Below are 16,346 nucleotides of genomic sequence, written 5' to 3' on the forward strand. Positions count from 1 at the left end.
AGTTTAGAGTCAGTACGGTCATATAAGGAGTAAAAAAACGTGGGATTCTTTTCTAGATTATTTGGTGGCAAAGAAAAAACCGAACAAAAAGTAGAGATTGAGCCAGTGGAATACAAAGGCTTCAATATCTATCAAGACGCCATTGCAGAATCTGGTCAGTACCGTGTGGCTGGTCGTATCGAGAAAGAAATCGACGGTGAAATTAAAACTCATCGTTTTATTCGTTCTGATGTTGTTTCAAACAAACAAGACGCCGATGAATTGATGCTGAAAAAATCGCAAATGTTCATTGACCAAATGGACGACAATATATTTAGCTAACCAATTAGGGTTAGAGTTGATGTTGGTCATAATTTAGAGAGCTTTCAGTGTATATGCTGAAAGCTCTTTTTAGTTTTAGGGATAAAGAACAGCTAGTAGGTTGTTACTAAAAGGATTACTGGCAGGTGGTTTGACCTCTTTATTCGAGAGGGCCGTCATTTATCTAAATTAAGTGCTCAAAATCCATCCAAATCGTTATAAGTAATAACTTTTCCTGTTCTTTGAACAAAACGCTTGAAGTATTAGTTGTCGTTAGATACAAACGAATAAGTCATTGTGCCAATAGTCAAGGAATCGCTATGCAAATTGGTGTACCAAGAGAAACACTCGCAGGTGAAACGCGAGTCGCTGCATCGCCGAAATCGGTAGAACAGCTTCTAAAATTAGGATTTAAAGTTTGTGTTGAATCACAAGCAGGTGCGTTAGCAAGTTTTGATGATACAGCTTATGAACAAGCTGGAGCAAAAGTTGTAACCGCAGATGAAGCTTGGAAATCCGATATTATCTTTAAAGTTAACGCTCCCATCGTTGACAAGTCTAGAAATGAAATCGAGTTACTTAAAGATGGCGCAACACTGGTCAGCTTTATTTGGCCTGCCCAAAACCCAGAATTAATGGAACAGCTTTCTAGCCGTAATATTTATGTGATGGCAATGGACTCGGTACCACGTATTTCTAGAGCTCAAGCTTTGGATGCACTGAGCTCTATGGCAAACATTGCGGGTTACCGTGCTGTTGTTGAAGCCGCTCATGAGTTTGGTCGTTTCTTTACGGGTCAAATTACTGCTGCAGGTAAGGTTCCACCAGCGAAAGTATTGGTTGCTGGTGCGGGTGTTGCTGGCCTTGCGGCTATCGGCGCTGCGGGTAGCTTAGGTGCGATTGTTCGTTCATTCGATGTTCGTCCTGAAGTAAAAGAGCAAGTCGAGTCAATGGGCGCTGAATTCTTGGAAGTCGATTTCAAAGAAGATACAAGCGCTGGTGATGGCTACGCAAAAGAGATGTCTGACGCGTTTAACAAGAAAGCAGAAGAGCTTTACGCGGCTCAAGCGAAAGACGTTGATATCATCATTACAACGGCACTGATCCCAGGTCGTCCTGCACCTAAGCTAATTACAAAAGAAATGGTTGATAGCATGAGCGCGGGTAGCGTGATTGTTGACCTCGCAGCGGCCAATGGTGGTAACTGTGAATATACCGTTGCTGATAAAGTGATCACGACAGCTAATGGTGTCAAAGTTGTGGGTTACACCGACATGGTAGGTCGCTTGCCGACTCAGTCGTCTCAACTGTACGCCACTAACTTGGTTAACTTGCTGAAACTGCTTTGCAAAGAGAAAGACGGCAATATCGATATCGACTTTGAAGATGTTGTGATTCGTGGTGTTACTGTGGTTAAAGCGGGCGAAGTCACTTGGCCTGCTCCACCAATTCAAGTTTCAGCGCAACCTCAACAAGCGAAACCTCAAGCTGTTAAGCCACAACCAAAAGTTCAAGAGCCTGTTTCCCCGGTTAAGAAAGCGGCGAGTATGGCAGTGGCGGTTGGTGCCTTTGCTTGGATTGCTTCGGTTGCACCTGCTGCGTTCTTATCTCACTTTACCGTTTTTGTTCTCGCTTGTGTGGTGGGTTATTACGTAGTTTGGAATGTGAGTCATTCTCTGCATACGCCTTTGATGTCAGTAACAAACGCAATTTCAGGGATCATTGTTGTGGGCGCGTTGTTGCAAATAGGACAAGGAAGAGGTGTTGTCACGTTCTTATCATTTATTGCCGTATTAATTGCAAGTATCAATATCTTTGGTGGCTTTACAGTGACCAAACGTATGCTTGAAATGTTCCGTAAAGACTAAGGAGTAGTAGATGTCTGAAGGATTAGTACAAGCAGCTTATATCATAGCTGCAGTATTCTTTATTATGAGCTTAGCCGGACTATCGAAACAGGAATCTGCTCGCGCAGGTAACTATTACGGTATCACTGGTATGGCAATCGCATTGATCGCAACGATCTTTGGTCCTCACTCTGCAGGTATTGTATGGATCATCATTGCTATGGTGATCGGTGGTGGTATTGGTATCCACTACGCGAAGAAAGTAGAAATGACAGAAATGCCTGAGCTGGTGGCAATTTTGCACAGCTTCGTAGGTATGGCTGCGGTACTTGTTGGTTACAACAGCTACATTGACGCACCAGAAGCGGCAACGCACGCAGAACACGTTATCCATCTTGTTGAAGTTTTCCTTGGCGTGTTTATTGGTGCGGTTACGTTCACAGGCTCTATTGTTGCGTTTGGTAAGCTTCGTGGCACGATTTCATCGTCTGCATTGAACATCCCTCATAAGCACAAGTGGAACCTAGCGGCTATCGTTGCTTCTACATTGCTAATGGTTATCTTCGTTAAAGCGGATGGCAGCATGTTTGCTCTTATGCTGATGACACTTATCGCATTTGCTTTCGGTTACCACTTGGTGGCATCGATTGGTGGTGCAGATATGCCAGTGGTTGTATCGATGCTGAACTCGTATTCTGGTTGGGCAGCAGCGGCAGCAGGTTTCATGCTTGCAAACGACCTGTTGATCGTAACCGGTGCATTGGTAGGTTCGTCGGGTGCGATTCTGTCTTACATCATGTGTAAGGCAATGAACCGCTCGTTCATTAGCGTTATTGCTGGTGGATTTGGCCAAGAAGTGGTTGTGTCTGATGGTGATGAAGAGCAGGGTGAACACCGCGAAACATCAGCTGAAGATGTAGCTGACATGTTGAAAAACTCTAAGTCAGTCATCATCACTCCAGGGTACGGCATGGCAGTAGCTCAAGCTCAATATCCAGTGCATGAAATCACTGAGAAGCTAAGAGCCCAAGGTATTAACGTTCGATTTGGTATCCACCCAGTTGCAGGTCGGTTACCGGGTCACATGAACGTACTGCTTGCTGAAGCGAAAGTACCTTATGATGTCGTTCTTGAAATGGACGAAATAAATGATGACTTTAATGAGACAGATACTGTATTGGTTATTGGTGCGAACGACACCGTAAACCCTGCAGCATTGGAAGATCCAAACAGCCCAATCGCTGGTATGCCTGTGCTTGAAGTTTGGAACGCTCAAAATGTTATCGTGTTCAAACGTTCTATGAATACAGGTTATGCCGGCGTGCAAAACCCGTTGTTCTTCAAAGACAATACTCAGATGCTGTTCGGTGATGCGAAAAAAAGCTGCTTAAGTATCTTAGAACATTTATAAACAGCAATTATTCTGCAGTAAAACTAAGGAGCTCATATGAGCTCCTTTTTTTGAATCTAACGTATGATGCTGTTTGATTTTTAGAGGTTGATGTGCGCGTAGGTGCGTTTGATACCTTAACTTTTAGAAGCGGGCATTGTACGGAAAAATACCTCAGTGAAGCGACCAGTTAAAGCTAGCAATCGTTACCACTTTAAATACACACCACTTTTCATGCGGTTAAAAATTTATCTTTGGTAACGAATGGTATATATTTGTCTGTCCTATGAGAATTTGCGTTGGTTTGTGATCATCAAAAGAACATTTACTCTTCTTATCGCTACGTTATCTGTGTCTGCAAACGCGCTTGCTGACTCTTTACCTGAGCGTATCGATAATTTCACCAAACTCTTTGATCATGAAACCGCAATCGAATCTTATGATATTCGATTGTTGCAGGCTGACTATCCAACACGTTTGATCATGCCGTCTTCAATGCTGCCACAAACAGCAGAGTACCCATTAAAAGACATTCAACGCCTCTACCAGCTATCTAAGACGTGTAGCGGAAAATTACCACTTAGCCCTTTAATCACTGAGCCTTTAGTGTTTACTCGCGCAATGTGTAAAGGCACTAAGCTTTCTGATCGTTGGTTTAGTCGTAGCGGCCTTATTCACCCGGGTGGTGGTTCTTATGCGGCGCGATACGTAGAGAAGTATCCTGACAAGTTCGACTCTTTGAAACGTTTTATGCATATTCAAGAACGCCCAAACGCCGACCATGATGAACTGTTATCTCGCTTACAGGATATGGACAGTGAAGCGATTACGGCACTGTTGGCTGGTGCGAGCATGTTTGTCGAACGTGACGAAATGTGGGTTAAACGCGGCGACAGATACTATTTATACAAAGAAACGGTTTGGTCTGAAAATGCTACATTAGCGGGTTTATCGCTCAGTTTATCTTCAGAAGGCAACAGTTGTTTCGTTCAACGCGGTAACGTGTGTTGGGAGATAGAAGATCACTCAGAACTTCTGCAAGTCGCGATGTACATACTGGTGTTTGCCAATATCATGCTTGTGGTGGGTTGGGCGATATACCGTTGGAACAGTAAGAAACAAGAGATGAAGAGCCGCATGCTGGTTCTTCAAATCCTAACGCACGAATTAAGAACGCCGATTGCAAGTTTGTCATTGACGGTTGAAGGGTTCAGACGCGAGTTCGAACACTTACCAGAATCGGTATATGATGAGTTTCGTCGGCTGTGTGAAGATACTCGCCGCTTAAGACAGTTAGCAGAAGCAAGTAAAGACTATTTGCAATCAGACAACCAACCGCTCGCAACAGAGTGGGTACCAAGTGTCGAAGAGTGGCTTCAATATAAAGTTGAAGAAGAACTTGCACCGGGTATTGAACTCCGTATAAACAAAGACATTGCTGCAAAAATAAACGTATATTGGTTAGGAACGTGCATCGACAATCTGATCAGAAACGCCGTTAAATACGGTGTCGCACCAGTGATATTAGAACTGAATACTTCTGACAAGAAGCTGACATTCAAAGTTATAGATAATGGAGACTTGTCCTGCAAAGATTGGGGACAATTAAGAAAGCCATTCGTAAGTAAGAGTGGGCTCGGTTTAGGTCTGACGATAGTGGAATCTATGGTCGGAAAAATGGGCGGTTACATGACGCTTATTGGCCCCCCAACAACATTTATTTTGGAGATACCTTGTGAAACAGACATTGCTTCTCGTTGAAGATGATAAAAATTTAGCTGACGGTTTATTAGTTAGCCTTGAGCAAGCTGGATATGAATGTTTGCATGCAGAACTGATCTCTGAAGTTGAAGGCTACTGGGAACAAGCGGACCTAGTGATTCTAGACCGTCAACTTCCTGATGGTGACTCAGTAGATTCACTTCCTGGTTGGAAGAAAAAGAAAGACATCCCAGTTATTTTGTTAACGGCTCTCGTAACAGTAAAAGACAAAGTTGCGGGCCTAGACTCAGGTGCAAACGACTACCTAACTAAGCCTTTCGCAGAAGCTGAATTGTTTGCTCGAATCCGTGCGCAGTTACGTCTGCCAGACGCTGAAGAGCAAGATGCATCAAAAGTGATTGCTCAGAACCTTGTTATTGACAAAGCGACACGTGAAGTGTTTTTCAATGAACTCGAAGTCACGTTGACGCGCACTGAGTTCGACCTACTGCTATTTTTGGCAAGCAATCTTGGCCGTGTTTTCACACGTGATGAGCTGCTTGACCATGTATGGGGTTATAACCATTTCCCAACAACACGCACGGTAGATACGCACGTTCTGCAATTAAGACAGAAACTGGCGGGTCTAGAAATCGAAACACTGCGTGGCGTTGGTTACAAGATGAAAGCGTAATGAAAAAAACCTTACTTCCACTATTACTTTTGTCTTGCGTGGTGAATAACGCGCAAGCAGCAGATTGGTTTAAGAGTAACGATACTCTTACTCAAGTTCATAAACACCTGTTGAATAATGACTTACCTCAGATGTTTGATTCACTAGTGGAAGTTTGGCAAATCAACTCTTCTCAATCACGAGAAGACCACCTCAATGAGCTGTTCGATCAAGCATTGAACAAAGATTGTGGTAAAACCCTCACCAGAAATACCCTCCCAGATTGGATCAGTTCAGTCGTCGTTAAAAGACACATCATTCAAAGCCCTGGCCGAGATACTTTTCGCGTATCGATTGATGTTGAATCCGAAAACAACATTCAAGATATTACCTTCGAGAGGTGGGTCGATAAGATCGTTTCATCGGACAGTGAACTAACCAAAGACAGTGAAGTGGTAAACAACGCATCGGTGAGCCTATACCGCAAGCGTTACAATTTAGCATCTCAACTTGAGTCAGGCCTGTATCGTTTAAGTGTGAAAAGCGATGGCGGTAATTCATGGAGTACTTGGATTATTCTTGGTGACGTTACTTTTCGTCAGCAAGTTCGCTGGGCATCTAAAGACACCTGGAGAATCGACAAAAAAGAGCTTCTTAACCCATATTGTCCGTTACCAAAGTTAGACGTTGGTCTGTTCGATTACATCGATGAACACTACGATCAGGTGTGGGGCAAAAGCTACGAGTCAGATTATCCCACCAGTTTGAGTGCTGAGGAAGTTCCTAATGATCGCTACGTTTTGGCCGTTTCGATGATACATTCGCGCTGGCAAGGTGACATAGCGATAGAACAAGCACAAACTATCAGTAAAACTTATGATATTTCTAGCGATGAAGAGTTAAAGTAATTTAAAATTGTGCCGTTAACTATGTAAGGGATCTAACAAAGATAAACGGCATGAAAAAAACGACTAAACTACTCGCAACGTCAATTGCATTCGCCAGTCTTCCTCTTTCAGCAGCAAACTACGCCATTGAAGCGCGTGGTGATGCGATGGGTGGTGTTGGTGTTGTTTCTGCAAACTTCTTAACCGCTCCATTCTATAACCCAGCATTGGTTGCTATTTATCGTCGTAACGATGATATGGGAATGATCACGCCAAGTTTTGGTGGTAGCTATAACGACCCTAACGACATGAAGTCAAACATCGATGCAGTGCTTGATGCTTCAGGCAGTGATATTACAGATGGATTGAAGAAACTTAATGGTAATCAAGCTAACTTTGACTTAGGTGGTGTCGTAGCTTTTGCACTGCCTAATCAATTTGTCGCAGCGAATATATTTGGCAAAGCGTACACTGAAAGTTTTATAACACCAAATGTGTATACGGCAGGAAGTGACGCGGATAATTTGCAGCGTTCGTCAGTAGAAGCGGTTTCAATTGGGGTCGCTGAAGTTGGTATATCCTTAGCGAAGTATCAAACTTTCATGGGGCAGCACTTATCATTTGGCATCTCACCAAAACTCCAGCGTATCTACACGTACAATTATGTTGCGTCGGTAAACGACTATGATTTATCTGACGTACGTGAAAATGGTGGTGGTGACACGACGTTTAACGTTGATGCTGGCGCACTGTGGTTTTTTGGCCCGTTTAGAGTTGGATTCGCAGCGACTAACTTAATCTCTCGAGACATCGAGACAAAAGACTCTACAAAACAAATCGTTCCCGGACATTCAGTTGGGGGCCAATACGCCTACAAATTGGAGCCTGTTTACACTGTAGGGGCGGGTATCGTTTCTGACTACTTTACATTGAGTGTTGATTATGATTTGAATGAAGCTGAGAAGTTTACTTCGTTTGATGATAACGAACAGATGATTCGTATTGGTACCGAAGTCGATCTTCTACGTCAGCTTAAGTTAAGGGGAGGGTACTACAAGAACCTGGCTTACTCTGATTCAGAAGGAACAGTCACAGCCGGTATTGGTATTTCGCCACTCAACTTGTTCCAGTTAGATCTAAGTGCTAACTACACGAACGAAAATGCAATGGGCGCTTCAATCAATTTCCTTGCTAGTTACTAACAGTCCTTATATAGTTCTGCTCCTAAATAAAGGAGCAGAGCATGCTAAACGACTTACCAACCCTTTCTCACGAAGAACAACAGAAAGCTGTTGAACGAATTCAAGAAATGATGACTCAGGGCATCAGCACAGCACAAGCTATCAAAATCGTTGCTGAGCAAATTCGTGAAGAAATGAGTAATAAAGAAGAGTAGGGCATCAGCCCTTCTTTTTTAACACCTTAGCGCACTATAACTAAATATATTGCCCTCCAGTATATTATTTCGTACATATCCACGCTTTACTTAACCTAAATTCCGACCTAACTAAAACCATTAAATTGCGATTATTCAGTAATTTACAGTGGAGTAATCCACTTTATAGGCTTATCTCGGTTTCCACTTGTAACTAAATTACAGAAAGATCTGAAAGTAAAAAAATTGCCACTTTAGGTGTCAGTATTTATGTCACCTTGTCTAAGTGGTTCAATATATAGCGTTTTTTAAGGATAGTGACGTTGTGACTTCTATTTTTAGCGGATACGAGTGCGTGAATGTTCAGAAGCAGACAAATGAGGATTTCATCTAAAAACAGTAACAGTGCGAGATAAGTGACGACGGTAATGTTCAAAACCGGTATCGCGAGTAACTTACCACCGCATAGAGCAAGCTTTACTCGCCAAATATGTGAACTTAAGAACAAGTGCTTAGGAAGCATAGAGGCGCAGGAAGAGATGTTTATAGAGCGATTCAGAATGATACGTATCAACATGCGCGAATGCCATTGATGACGTTATTACAGGTTGTGTTGTTACTGGTGATGAGAGTGCGCTTAGAGGTGTCCGTGTCTATAAGAACTCTGATAAGACAACAAAGCTTTGCTGATGACATTACCGTTGAAAACAATGCTCGAGATCTTAAGTGAATGATACCTAGCAAGCTTGTTCGCTCCAAGCCAGAGACCAACAGAAACCGCGTTTCTAATGTCTACCGAGCTGCTAGTAATAGGTTGGTTGTCATGTTCAATCCACCAAAAAAGGGACGTTGAAGTATTTTAAATCTTATCTGGTAACGAGAAGTCTAAGCGATTGAACTTGTTCGACATAGCATCGCCTTTCACGCTGTAATTCTTGTCGTAATTACGAATGTAGAAGCGAAACCTTGGGTCTTCCTGGCCTTGGTAATCCATATTAATGGTGACCGAATCGAACGTGGAGAGATCGATCCCTTTACCTTGTGTCGACATAACGAATTTAATTTCACAGAAGGGTAAGCTATAGGTTCGCTAAAGGTCACACTGTAACAAAACCGAAAGGAATATGTTGAGTTTGCGGAATGTTTTGTCGCTCATGATGTTAACCCGTACACGTGACCCGAATTCAATGCGGAATACCTTAGAGTTCGCACAGTCGGAGATTAGAGCACTAGCATTGATAAAATTGCTATACCCAAAATTGATCCAGAATTGACGGTTATATAGGAAATCGAACTATTAGACCAAATTCAAGTGTAAAAATTAAACGCAGCCCTTGATTCTGAATGCTATTTGCTCAATAAGTGCGGTTTTTACGAGGGTAATAATTTAACTGTATATTTATGCAGTTAAATTTGAAGTGGCTCGGTTTGTTGTAATTAACAAACTCGCGTCGTTCAGGCGTGAATAAGGTGGCAGGGTCAAAGTGTATCTTAAATCCATTCCAACGATGATCTAAGGTCAAGTAACCGCGAGCGTGATTGTTTGTGAGTTGCGGTAAAGTGACTTAACCGACTCGAACATGTCTGTTCATGACATAACGTAGTTCTGATGAACACAGAGTAATCGAATAATCTAACCAACAAGTACAAACTTAGAGCGAGCTGTATGTTGGGTTTAAAAACTCAGCATGGAAACTTACAGACTAGCTCGTGTGAGAAACTTAACTGGCTTTGTGGATAATTCAAAACAGAATTCAACGTATGCAGCCAACAAGAAACACGGTTGCGTGTGTGAAATCTGAAAAAGAAACGACAGCAATGCCCACAAGGTTTACATACAGCGCGGTGAATAATGAGTACAAGAAGATGTAAGTCAGACAGAACAAATGTTCTCGTTGATCGGCTTGTGTAAACGAATCATGTAGATGTTGGCCACACGTATAATTATTGAGTTAAAAGAGCGTTTAGAGAAGGCTTGTGAACTCAATATGCTTGAGGCGCCAGTTGTATTAAGGGTTTAAGCGGAAACGATGATAAGAATATCTCTAGAAAATAATAACATTACTACATTAGGCTCACAACAAGACTGCGCATTATGGCTTCTTATGTAAAATTTGTTGCACTAATGTTTAAATAATCAGTACAACCCAAATAGAGCAGTGATAGGTTTCTCACAAATGTAAATATTTATATATATGAAGCTCTTATGTTGATTGCGACTGAACTAGGGCGTGTTGATCTTTCGTGAGTGTTTTTTGAACAGCATGGTAAAGAGTTATAATTTGCTTCGCCAAAAGTAAAACCATAACCAATACCATGCCAAGAACAATGCTAACTGATATTCGCTGGGAACTGCTACTCCAAGTTATGAAAAGTACAGGTCGTATTTACGATAAAACTGAACATCGAATGACATTTGAAGGAATACTTTATCGAATGAGAACAGGTATTCCTTGGCGAGATCTACCCTCTGAGTTCGGAGAGTGGAGTACCGTTTACAGACGATTTAATCTTTGGTCAAAGAAAGGGATTTTAGATAATCTTTTCAAAAGCTTATCTAGCATGGCTGACTTTGAATGGGTATTTCTTGATGGCTCTATAGTTAGAGCGCATCAGCATAGTACAGGTGCAGCTACTGAAAGTTCAGAGCAAATAGGAAAAAGTCGCGGGGGCAACTCAACCAAAATTCACTTAGCTGTAGATAGTGGTGGCCTGCCGATTTGCTTTGATTTATCAGAGGGACAACGCCACGATATAGTGCATGCCGAAAGCTTAGTTGAGCAACTCGATGAAGTTAATACCATCGTTTGTGATAAAGGATATGACAGCGAACCTTTCCGTAATTTTGTTAAGGAACGTGGCGGAGAAACAGTAATTGCTAAACGCAATTACGGACAAGATATAGACAAAGACAGTATGGATTGGTGTCTATACAAGTATCGTCACTTGGTCGAAAATGCCTTTGGGAGAATTAAGCATTATCGAGCTATTTCAAGTAGATATGACAAGCTAGAAAGGAATTATGCCAGCATGTTATCACTGGCATTCATGTTAATGTGGCTACCGATGTATTGTTGAACACGGAATGTACAGCAAAGATCAACACGCCCTAGTAGAAAAATATGATTTTCGTCCATTTATAAAAAATGAGACTTAGATCACATGAAAAAGAAGATAAAAGAAGAGCTATTCAATAACGGGCTGTACATCAATCAGGTTAACGATCTGCTGTTATGGCATTTTGAAGGACGTGACGAAGCAGCTGCCTATTTTGGTGTAACGCCTCAAACCGTTAAAAACTGGCAGAGTCGGGGCAATTGGCCTTTGTCGGTTATTCGACTGCTTTTGATAATGCACCGTGGGTACCTACCGACTACAAAGTCATGGCGAGGGTTTAAAGTTCGTGGTGATATTCTTTACACTCCTGGAGGGCGTGAGTTATCAGCGTATGACCTCATGGAGCTAGATATCAAGATGAGTTTTGAAACGGCATCTAATGTTGTTCAATTTAGACGAAAAAAAAAGAGACGGTTTAAGCTTAAGCAGCAAGAGATTAAACGCACCGTTAAAAATAAAGCTCGTAGAAACGAGCTTTATAATTGATCGATAAACTTGCTTAGGTTTGGGATCTTATTGCCTTTAGGATCTGGTAGCTTACTTGCATCATAGTCTGTGAAGTTTCGTTTACGCTTAGTACTGGCATAGACGCCGAGAGAGCTAAGCAATAGAACCGGTATAACCACTAGATAATAACGTTTCATGATCTGTTTTCTAATCTCGTTACACGCTCGTCCATCTTTTCGAGCATAACTCGTAGCCATTTCACATCAGTTTTTAATGTCATACCTACACCGATTCCAGAGAAAAGCGAACTAAGCGCAAACACTAATATAGTTTGATACTCCATTAGTCCCACTCTTTGCGAAAGGCTTCCCATAGTCCCATGGCTAGCGGTACAACCGTACCAATTAAGCCGCCATATTGAACACCTGCATCTGTAACCGTTGCTGTTAGAAACTCTGGGTTACCTGTGGCTAGGGCAATACCTGCACCGACTAAGGCAATGCCTTTTTTTGTGGATGGTTGGTCAAGGTCGATGCAAAGGTTCTCTTTTAAAAACGTTTTCATAGTAGTTTTTTTCCTTTTAAAAACTTAATGGTGTAGGCGGCGAGAACGCCACCCACAACGGTAATTGCTATTTTCTTGTAGTCTTCTTTGGTCATGCCATGGCAACTCCTTCACGCGCCATGCTTAAACCGTAATAGTTACCGACTTCCTTACGACTCATCGCATGTAAGAGCTTTGCCAGCTGTTCGTTGTTGTTAACATCGACAACCTGATTGCGCCCGATGCCTGTCCACTCACTAACGTGTTTGATATACAGCTCGGTATCGTTCTCAATTGACGGTGCGAAACGGTTGATAATTTCACTCAAGGTTCGAAAACCTTGTCGTGAGTAGCTGCGAAGAACACGCGCCCCCGCTCGAAACCCATAAACAGGGTGCTTGAACTCTTCGAAGCTTTTATCGAGGTCGAGCAGGTGCTCACCGTCCCACTGAGTACGATCACCTTTGGACTCACGAATGTTTAGTGGGTTGTTGTTACGCACACCACGCGGCAGAGTTTTTCTATATGTCATGTAGGCTAGCCCCCCAATTATGCAGACGCTTGCGGCAATGATGGTTTTTGAGGCCATACCACATCCTTAAGCGTTTTATAGGTTTGAGTAATATCGCGTAGTTGTTGGCGATACTGGCGAAATGGTGTGATTTCAACTTCACTGTCCAATGCAAGATTGACCAAGTGATCAGCCTCAACCAATAAAGGAGCTCGATGCTCTCGAATGGCAATTAACTCTTGAGCACTTTCATGCTCGGTTAATATGCTGTCGGCTTCCAACTCTGTTAAACCAAGTTCAATAAGAATTGCTTTATCCGCAGGAACGTTAATTAGGGTTTCTGAATTAACCGTTAATTGTTTAATCATGCTTTCACCTCTGGCTTGTTGTAGCCGATGTAAGTTGTTGAGTGTTTGTTTGCTCGGTCGCCAGTCTCTGCAGAAGCTAATGGCATTGTTTTCGCTACCCACTTAACGTTAGTGTTTGAGGCTCCGCTGCTCGCTATAACATCACCGTCATTCAACAAAGAAAATTGGATTGGCTTGTTTGAGATAATTTGATATTTCAACTTACCTCCACGTAACATAAAGCCGGAGTCAATCTTAGCCACATACCCCAAGCCCGCTTTGTTATAGGCAGTATCGGGACCTGAAGGATCTAACTTTTCGGCTTGGCAATAAGCTTGAAAACCCACAGCCGCTACGCATTGACGATAGCGTTGATAATTCACGACTGTTCGAAGGTAGTTTGCGTTCCCGTCCCATGCATAAGTTTGACCACGTAAAGCAACTAAAACACCCGCTACATGGCTCGTATCAAAGTCACTTTCATCTGATGCGCCTTTGCGGTTCCAAGCGTAATTACGATAAATCTGAATCTCAGTTTCACCGTTTTTGTCCATACGGAAACTAACAGGGTAAAAAGTATCCTTGTCGCCGTTCACCGTAATTTCAGTGACGTAGCGCCCTTGGCCACCTAGCGCTTGAATATCAACACCTTGCTTAACTCGTGCGAGTTCAGCATCAAGTTGTTGCAACTTACCGCGACCAAGTGAATCAACATCCGAAACAACTTTTGCTCCATCAGTCGTAATCACTTGCTTCAACGTATCAAACTGCGTTTGCATCGTTCGAATAGCACCGCCCTTGATGCTATCTAGTAGGTTTCGGGCTTCGTTCACCAATTGCCCGATTGCCGTAAAGTCACTCATTGAGTTCTTTCTCCATTTCTTCCGCTACGTGCTGTAGGCGAGGGAGCGTATTCGCTGCCACACTGTCGGCCAGTTCGTGAACGTCATTATCTGAGTTGAAAGCATGGCGTTGTATCGATACAACGGCCGCACTTAATGCCACCTGATTGCTGTAGATGCCTTGCATCATTAGCAGGGCGTCTACTTGTTCAGGCTGTAAGTTTTTAAGATGTTCCGTGAGTGGATCGCATTTCACGACCACTCGACGGGGCATAAGGTGGCTCATCGATGAACCTCCATCATTGCCAGTTTTAAAGGTGTGTTGCTGTTGTTATACGCCCAAAGCTCACCACCACCTGTAACGGTCATTCCTGCAGGAGCTTTTCTGTCTCCCATAATCGGTAAACCCACAACAGCGGAAACGTTGCTATCACCAAGCATTGCTTCTACTTCCGTATCGCTAATGTTTTGGATAATGGCTTCTAGTCGTGTGACTGAAGCATTGAACAAGCGTTTCTTTTGGTTTGGGTTAATCACCAAGTGATCACGACTAATGAAGCGTTGCGCCGTTTCTGGTCGAGTGGTCACGACTGAACGTATTTCACTGACGGCCAATGATTGGGCGAACTTCACTAGTGCAGGTGGTGTGGTTTTTAGATCGCGCTTTGTTAGCTGATACACCACGCGAATCGATGAAGCGTGAGGGTTGATAATCTCAAGCTCTTTAAAGCTAGCGATATCTAACGTGTCTCCCGCATCGACTCGGATTTTCTCGCCGTTATCACTGCGAACGTAAAGGTACTCTTGTGACTCACGAACAATGAGCCATTTATCAGAGCCGACACCAAAACGTTTTTCTTCGTTTGCCTTAAGGGTTAGCTGTTTCATCTCGCCCCCTTAGCGGCCATAGTGACCAGACCTAATCCAACCACTACCGCGAAAGCAATAGCGACTTTTGACATTTCTCCGGCACTGCCTGTTTGAGAGCGTGAGGCGGTATTTTCTGCCATGGCTAAAGCAGCTCGGGCGTTTTCTCCCGACTGCGTAGCCATCGCTTTAATGGCGGACGTTGTTTCTGCGCTGTTCTGTCGCATGTTGTCCATTGCCTTTTTGCTAACATCGCCATTTTCTTTCATGGAATCACGACCAAAATCTAACGCTTTAGCGAGTGATTCTTGTCCAGAGTTCAATGCCGACTTTAGCGACTCTTGATTCGATTTAAGCGCCTCTTTACTGACACTCTCATTGGATCTAAGCGCTTCTTTGCTCACGCTTTCGTTTGACTTGAGCGCATCGCGCCCAAAATCCAGAGACTTATCAACGGCTCGCTCATTAGCTTTTAGTGCGTCAGAGCCAAGCTTTGATGCTTCTCTCATAGCGGCACTGTTGCTGTTCATGGCATTTTTTGCGATTTCTGATGCGGCTCTTACTGAGCCGTGGTCAGTCATCGAAATATTGCCAACGTTGCCATTGATGCCAGAGAGAACGATCCCAAGGTTATCCCCGCTAATCGCACTGGTGCCGCTTGTATTTGTTGTGTTGGTTGTGTTCGCACTTGAACTTCTACCGCCGCCACCCATTAGCATTTCTCCAATGTCAGCGTAAGGGTAGAGTCATGCTCCGTTTTGCCTGTGACAGCAAACCCAAACGATTTAAGAACACGCGCCATACCTGCACGAACCGTATGATATTTAATGGCTTTATAACCTTGAGATTTCACCGCCTCAATAATGTATGGAGCGGCTTTGATTAATCCCTTACCAGTCATGGCCAATATCAAATACTCGTTGTCGCTGTTCACTAAGCCAACGAAGCGAACAGACACACCATTACCCGTTAAGTGGTAAAAGCTCGCTTGCTTGTTGTTCACGGATTCACAGCAAAATTCGTATTCAGCTTTCGCACAGTGCACACCATTAAACGCAGGTTTAATCAGTGAAAACTGTGCTTTGATGTCTGCGCGGGTTGGTTTCATTAAGATAAATTTCATCGTTTAAACGCCACCCACGCAATCACTGCTGCCAATAGAACCATTGGCAAGTTTTGAGCAAGGTTTTGTCCCGCACTGCCACCAAAATTGATAGAGCCGTTACGAACACCACCAATAGAGTTAGTACCCGTAGCTTCACTTGGTCCCGCAGCACCGCCACCTGCACTGATAGGCATTGAGCCGCCCGCGCTTAAACCGCCGCCGATACCCGGTATCATTTGCCCCCCTTAATGACTCGATAAGCCACATAACAGCCGCCACCTACAGCGGCGACTTTTAATAGTTTCGTAGCACTTGAGCCTGACCAAAATCCCGCGCCAAACCCAAGACCACCCGCAATAAGGGGAAGCACCACAATTAATGGCATACCTTCTCC

Annotated in this window: 22 protein-coding genes and 1 pseudogene; 10 read left to right on the top strand and 13 right to left on the bottom strand. The window is 43.3% G+C overall.

Features of this window, described 5'->3' with window-relative positions; genetic code table 11:
• Positions 1-39 precede the first annotated feature (39 nt).
• The 8 genes from ACMAZD_RS22220 to ACMAZD_RS22255 all read left to right on the top strand — a co-directional run bounded on the left by ACMAZD_RS22220 (position 40) and on the right by ACMAZD_RS22255 (position 8,194).
• Entirely contained in the window at positions 40-321 is a 282-nt protein-coding gene (locus ACMAZD_RS22220) for an HlyU family transcriptional regulator (RefSeq protein ID WP_435249512.1), read from the top strand.
• Between the two features lie 299 nt (positions 322-620).
• Positions 621-2,168, top strand: a complete 1,548-nt coding sequence (gene pntA / locus ACMAZD_RS22225; protein ID WP_435249513.1) for a Re/Si-specific NAD(P)(+) transhydrogenase subunit alpha — start codon at positions 621-623, stop codon at positions 2,166-2,168.
• Between the two features lie 10 nt (positions 2,169-2,178).
• A complete protein-coding gene (gene pntB, locus ACMAZD_RS22230; protein WP_435249514.1) occupies positions 2,179-3,558 on the top strand; it encodes a Re/Si-specific NAD(P)(+) transhydrogenase subunit beta in 1,380 nt (459 codons plus the stop codon).
• Positions 3,559-3,801: 243 nt separating this feature from the next.
• Positions 3,802-5,298 carry a sensor histidine kinase VxrA gene (gene vxrA / locus ACMAZD_RS22235; protein WP_435249515.1) on the top strand — a complete coding sequence of 499 codons (1,497 nt, stop codon included), beginning with the start codon at positions 3,802-3,804 and terminating at the stop codon, positions 5,296-5,298.
• Complete coding sequence (vxrB, locus tag ACMAZD_RS22240; protein ID WP_435249516.1) at positions 5,273-5,932, top strand: response regulator transcription factor VxrB; 660 nt, start codon at positions 5,273-5,275, stop codon at positions 5,930-5,932. Before vxrA ends, vxrB begins: the two co-directional genes overlap by 26 nt.
• Positions 5,932-6,819, top strand: a complete 888-nt coding sequence (locus tag ACMAZD_RS22245) for a DUF2861 family protein (RefSeq protein WP_435249517.1) — start codon at positions 5,932-5,934, stop codon at positions 6,817-6,819. The genes vxrB and ACMAZD_RS22245 overlap by 1 nt, the downstream gene beginning before the upstream one ends.
• Before the next feature lie 50 nt (positions 6,820-6,869).
• Positions 6,870-8,000 carry a conjugal transfer protein TraF gene (locus ACMAZD_RS22250; RefSeq protein ID WP_435249518.1) on the top strand — a complete coding sequence of 377 codons (1,131 nt, stop codon included), beginning with the start codon at positions 6,870-6,872 and terminating at the stop codon, positions 7,998-8,000.
• Positions 8,001-8,041: 41 nt separating this feature from the next.
• Positions 8,042-8,194, top strand: coding sequence for a YoaH family protein (locus ACMAZD_RS22255; RefSeq protein ID WP_004731009.1), 153 nt, complete (start codon positions 8,042-8,044; stop codon positions 8,192-8,194).
• 247 nt (positions 8,195-8,441) lie between these two features.
• Here ACMAZD_RS22255 and ACMAZD_RS22260 read toward each other — a convergent pair whose 3' ends face one another.
• Positions 8,442-8,750, bottom strand: a complete 309-nt coding sequence (locus tag ACMAZD_RS22260; protein ID WP_435249519.1) for a hypothetical protein — start codon at positions 8,748-8,750, stop codon at positions 8,442-8,444.
• Between the two features lie 96 nt (positions 8,751-8,846).
• Positions 8,847-9,329 (bottom strand): annotated as a pseudogene (locus ACMAZD_RS22265) (GGDEF domain-containing protein); the annotation flags it as partial.
• A 1,160-nt stretch (positions 9,330-10,489) separates the two neighbouring features.
• Between ACMAZD_RS22265 and ACMAZD_RS22270 the strand changes: the two are divergent.
• Both ACMAZD_RS22270 and ACMAZD_RS22275 read left to right on the top strand, forming a co-directional pair.
• Entirely contained in the window at positions 10,490-11,251 is a 762-nt protein-coding gene (locus ACMAZD_RS22270; RefSeq protein ID WP_435247248.1) for an IS5 family transposase, read from the top strand.
• 84 nt (positions 11,252-11,335) lie between these two features.
• On the top strand, positions 11,336-11,776 hold the full coding sequence (locus ACMAZD_RS22275) for a DUF3653 domain-containing protein (protein WP_275245580.1): 441 nt from the start codon (positions 11,336-11,338) through the stop codon (positions 11,774-11,776).
• Here ACMAZD_RS22275 and ACMAZD_RS22280 read toward each other — a convergent pair.
• From ACMAZD_RS22280 to ACMAZD_RS22330, 11 genes are all read right to left on the bottom strand, one after another.
• Entirely contained in the window at positions 11,767-11,934 is a 168-nt protein-coding gene (locus ACMAZD_RS22280) for a hypothetical protein (RefSeq protein WP_435249520.1), read from the bottom strand. The two genes, ACMAZD_RS22275 and ACMAZD_RS22280, sit on opposite strands and share 10 nt — an antisense overlap.
• A gap of 145 nt (positions 11,935-12,079) precedes the next feature.
• Entirely contained in the window at positions 12,080-12,301 is a 222-nt protein-coding gene (locus ACMAZD_RS22285; protein ID WP_017105004.1) for a hypothetical protein, read from the bottom strand.
• Positions 12,302-12,392: 91 nt separating this feature from the next.
• Positions 12,393-12,812, bottom strand: a complete 420-nt coding sequence (locus tag ACMAZD_RS22290) for a virion protein (RefSeq protein ID WP_065605204.1) — start codon at positions 12,810-12,812, stop codon at positions 12,393-12,395.
• A gap of 17 nt (positions 12,813-12,829) precedes the next feature.
• A complete protein-coding gene (locus tag ACMAZD_RS22295; RefSeq protein ID WP_372198236.1) occupies positions 12,830-13,057 on the bottom strand; it encodes a phage tail assembly chaperone in 228 nt (75 codons plus the stop codon).
• 98 nt (positions 13,058-13,155) lie between these two features.
• On the bottom strand, positions 13,156-14,001 hold the full coding sequence (locus ACMAZD_RS22300; RefSeq protein ID WP_435249521.1) for a hypothetical protein: 846 nt from the start codon (positions 13,999-14,001) through the stop codon (positions 13,156-13,158).
• A complete protein-coding gene (locus tag ACMAZD_RS22305; RefSeq protein WP_076670468.1) occupies positions 13,994-14,266 on the bottom strand; it encodes a hypothetical protein in 273 nt (90 codons plus the stop codon). The genes ACMAZD_RS22300 and ACMAZD_RS22305 overlap by 8 nt, the downstream gene beginning before the upstream one ends.
• The gene (locus ACMAZD_RS22310) at positions 14,263-14,868 is read right to left on the bottom strand and encodes a hypothetical protein (RefSeq protein ID WP_050622388.1); all 606 of its coding nucleotides are present in this window, start codon (positions 14,866-14,868) and stop codon (positions 14,263-14,265) included. Before ACMAZD_RS22310 ends, ACMAZD_RS22305 begins: the two co-directional genes overlap by 4 nt.
• A complete protein-coding gene (locus ACMAZD_RS22315; RefSeq protein ID WP_210499775.1) occupies positions 14,865-15,560 on the bottom strand; it encodes a hypothetical protein in 696 nt (231 codons plus the stop codon). The genes ACMAZD_RS22310 and ACMAZD_RS22315 overlap by 4 nt, the downstream gene beginning before the upstream one ends.
• Positions 15,560-15,970 carry a hypothetical protein gene (locus tag ACMAZD_RS22320; protein WP_435249522.1) on the bottom strand — a complete coding sequence of 137 codons (411 nt, stop codon included), beginning with the start codon at positions 15,968-15,970 and terminating at the stop codon, positions 15,560-15,562. The genes ACMAZD_RS22315 and ACMAZD_RS22320 overlap by 1 nt, the downstream gene beginning before the upstream one ends.
• Positions 15,967-16,188 (bottom strand): hypothetical protein, encoded by a 222-nt coding sequence (locus ACMAZD_RS22325; protein WP_017106688.1) that lies wholly within the window; start codon positions 16,186-16,188, stop codon positions 15,967-15,969. The genes ACMAZD_RS22320 and ACMAZD_RS22325 overlap by 4 nt, the downstream gene beginning before the upstream one ends.
• Positions 16,185-16,337 carry a hypothetical protein gene (locus ACMAZD_RS22330; protein WP_435249523.1) on the bottom strand — a complete coding sequence of 51 codons (153 nt, stop codon included), beginning with the start codon at positions 16,335-16,337 and terminating at the stop codon, positions 16,185-16,187. Before ACMAZD_RS22330 ends, ACMAZD_RS22325 begins: the two co-directional genes overlap by 4 nt.
• Between the last annotated feature and the right edge of the window lie 9 nt (positions 16,338-16,346).

This window comes from Vibrio sp. nBUS_14 (assembly GCF_051201655.1).
In the GTDB taxonomy this organism is placed as follows: Bacteria; Pseudomonadota; Gammaproteobacteria; order Enterobacterales; family Vibrionaceae; genus Vibrio.

Bases quoted from the DNA above. Each gene is read 5' to 3' on its own strand.
- pntA (WP_435249513.1), top strand. From the start codon at position 621: ATGCAAATTGGTGTACCAAGAGAAACACTCGCAGGTGAAACGCGAGTC.
- pntB (WP_435249514.1), top strand. From the start codon at position 2,179: ATGTCTGAAGGATTAGTACAAGCAGCTTATATCATAGCTGCAGTATTC.
- vxrA (WP_435249515.1), top strand. From the start codon at position 3,802: ATGGTATATATTTGTCTGTCCTATGAGAATTTGCGTTGGTTTGTGATC.
- ACMAZD_RS22245 (WP_435249517.1), top strand. From the start codon at position 5,932: ATGAAAAAAACCTTACTTCCACTATTACTTTTGTCTTGCGTGGTGAAT.
- ACMAZD_RS22250 (WP_435249518.1), top strand. From the start codon at position 6,870: ATGAAAAAAACGACTAAACTACTCGCAACGTCAATTGCATTCGCCAGT.
- ACMAZD_RS22255 (WP_004731009.1), top strand. From the start codon at position 8,042: ATGCTAAACGACTTACCAACCCTTTCTCACGAAGAACAACAGAAAGCT.
- ACMAZD_RS22260 (WP_435249519.1), bottom strand. From the start codon at position 8,750: ATGTTGATACGTATCATTCTGAATCGCTCTATAAACATCTCTTCCTGC.
- ACMAZD_RS22270 (WP_435247248.1), top strand. From the start codon at position 10,490: ATGCCAAGAACAATGCTAACTGATATTCGCTGGGAACTGCTACTCCAA.
- ACMAZD_RS22275 (WP_275245580.1), top strand. From the start codon at position 11,336: ATGAAAAAGAAGATAAAAGAAGAGCTATTCAATAACGGGCTGTACATC.
- ACMAZD_RS22280 (WP_435249520.1), bottom strand. From the start codon at position 11,934: ATGAAACGTTATTATCTAGTGGTTATACCGGTTCTATTGCTTAGCTCT.
- ACMAZD_RS22285 (WP_017105004.1), bottom strand. From the start codon at position 12,301: ATGAAAACGTTTTTAAAAGAGAACCTTTGCATCGACCTTGACCAACCA.
- ACMAZD_RS22290 (WP_065605204.1), bottom strand. From the start codon at position 12,812: ATGACATATAGAAAAACTCTGCCGCGTGGTGTGCGTAACAACAACCCA.
- ACMAZD_RS22300 (WP_435249521.1), bottom strand. From the start codon at position 14,001: ATGAGTGACTTTACGGCAATCGGGCAATTGGTGAACGAAGCCCGAAAC.
- ACMAZD_RS22305 (WP_076670468.1), bottom strand. From the start codon at position 14,266: ATGAGCCACCTTATGCCCCGTCGAGTGGTCGTGAAATGCGATCCACTC.
- ACMAZD_RS22310 (WP_050622388.1), bottom strand. From the start codon at position 14,868: ATGAAACAGCTAACCCTTAAGGCAAACGAAGAAAAACGTTTTGGTGTC.
- ACMAZD_RS22315 (WP_210499775.1), bottom strand. From the start codon at position 15,560: ATGGGTGGCGGCGGTAGAAGTTCAAGTGCGAACACAACCAACACAACA.
- ACMAZD_RS22320 (WP_435249522.1), bottom strand. From the start codon at position 15,970: ATGAAATTTATCTTAATGAAACCAACCCGCGCAGACATCAAAGCACAG.
- ACMAZD_RS22325 (WP_017106688.1), bottom strand. From the start codon at position 16,188: ATGATACCGGGTATCGGCGGCGGTTTAAGCGCGGGCGGCTCAATGCCT.
- ACMAZD_RS22330 (WP_435249523.1), bottom strand. From the start codon at position 16,337: ATGCCATTAATTGTGGTGCTTCCCCTTATTGCGGGTGGTCTTGGGTTT.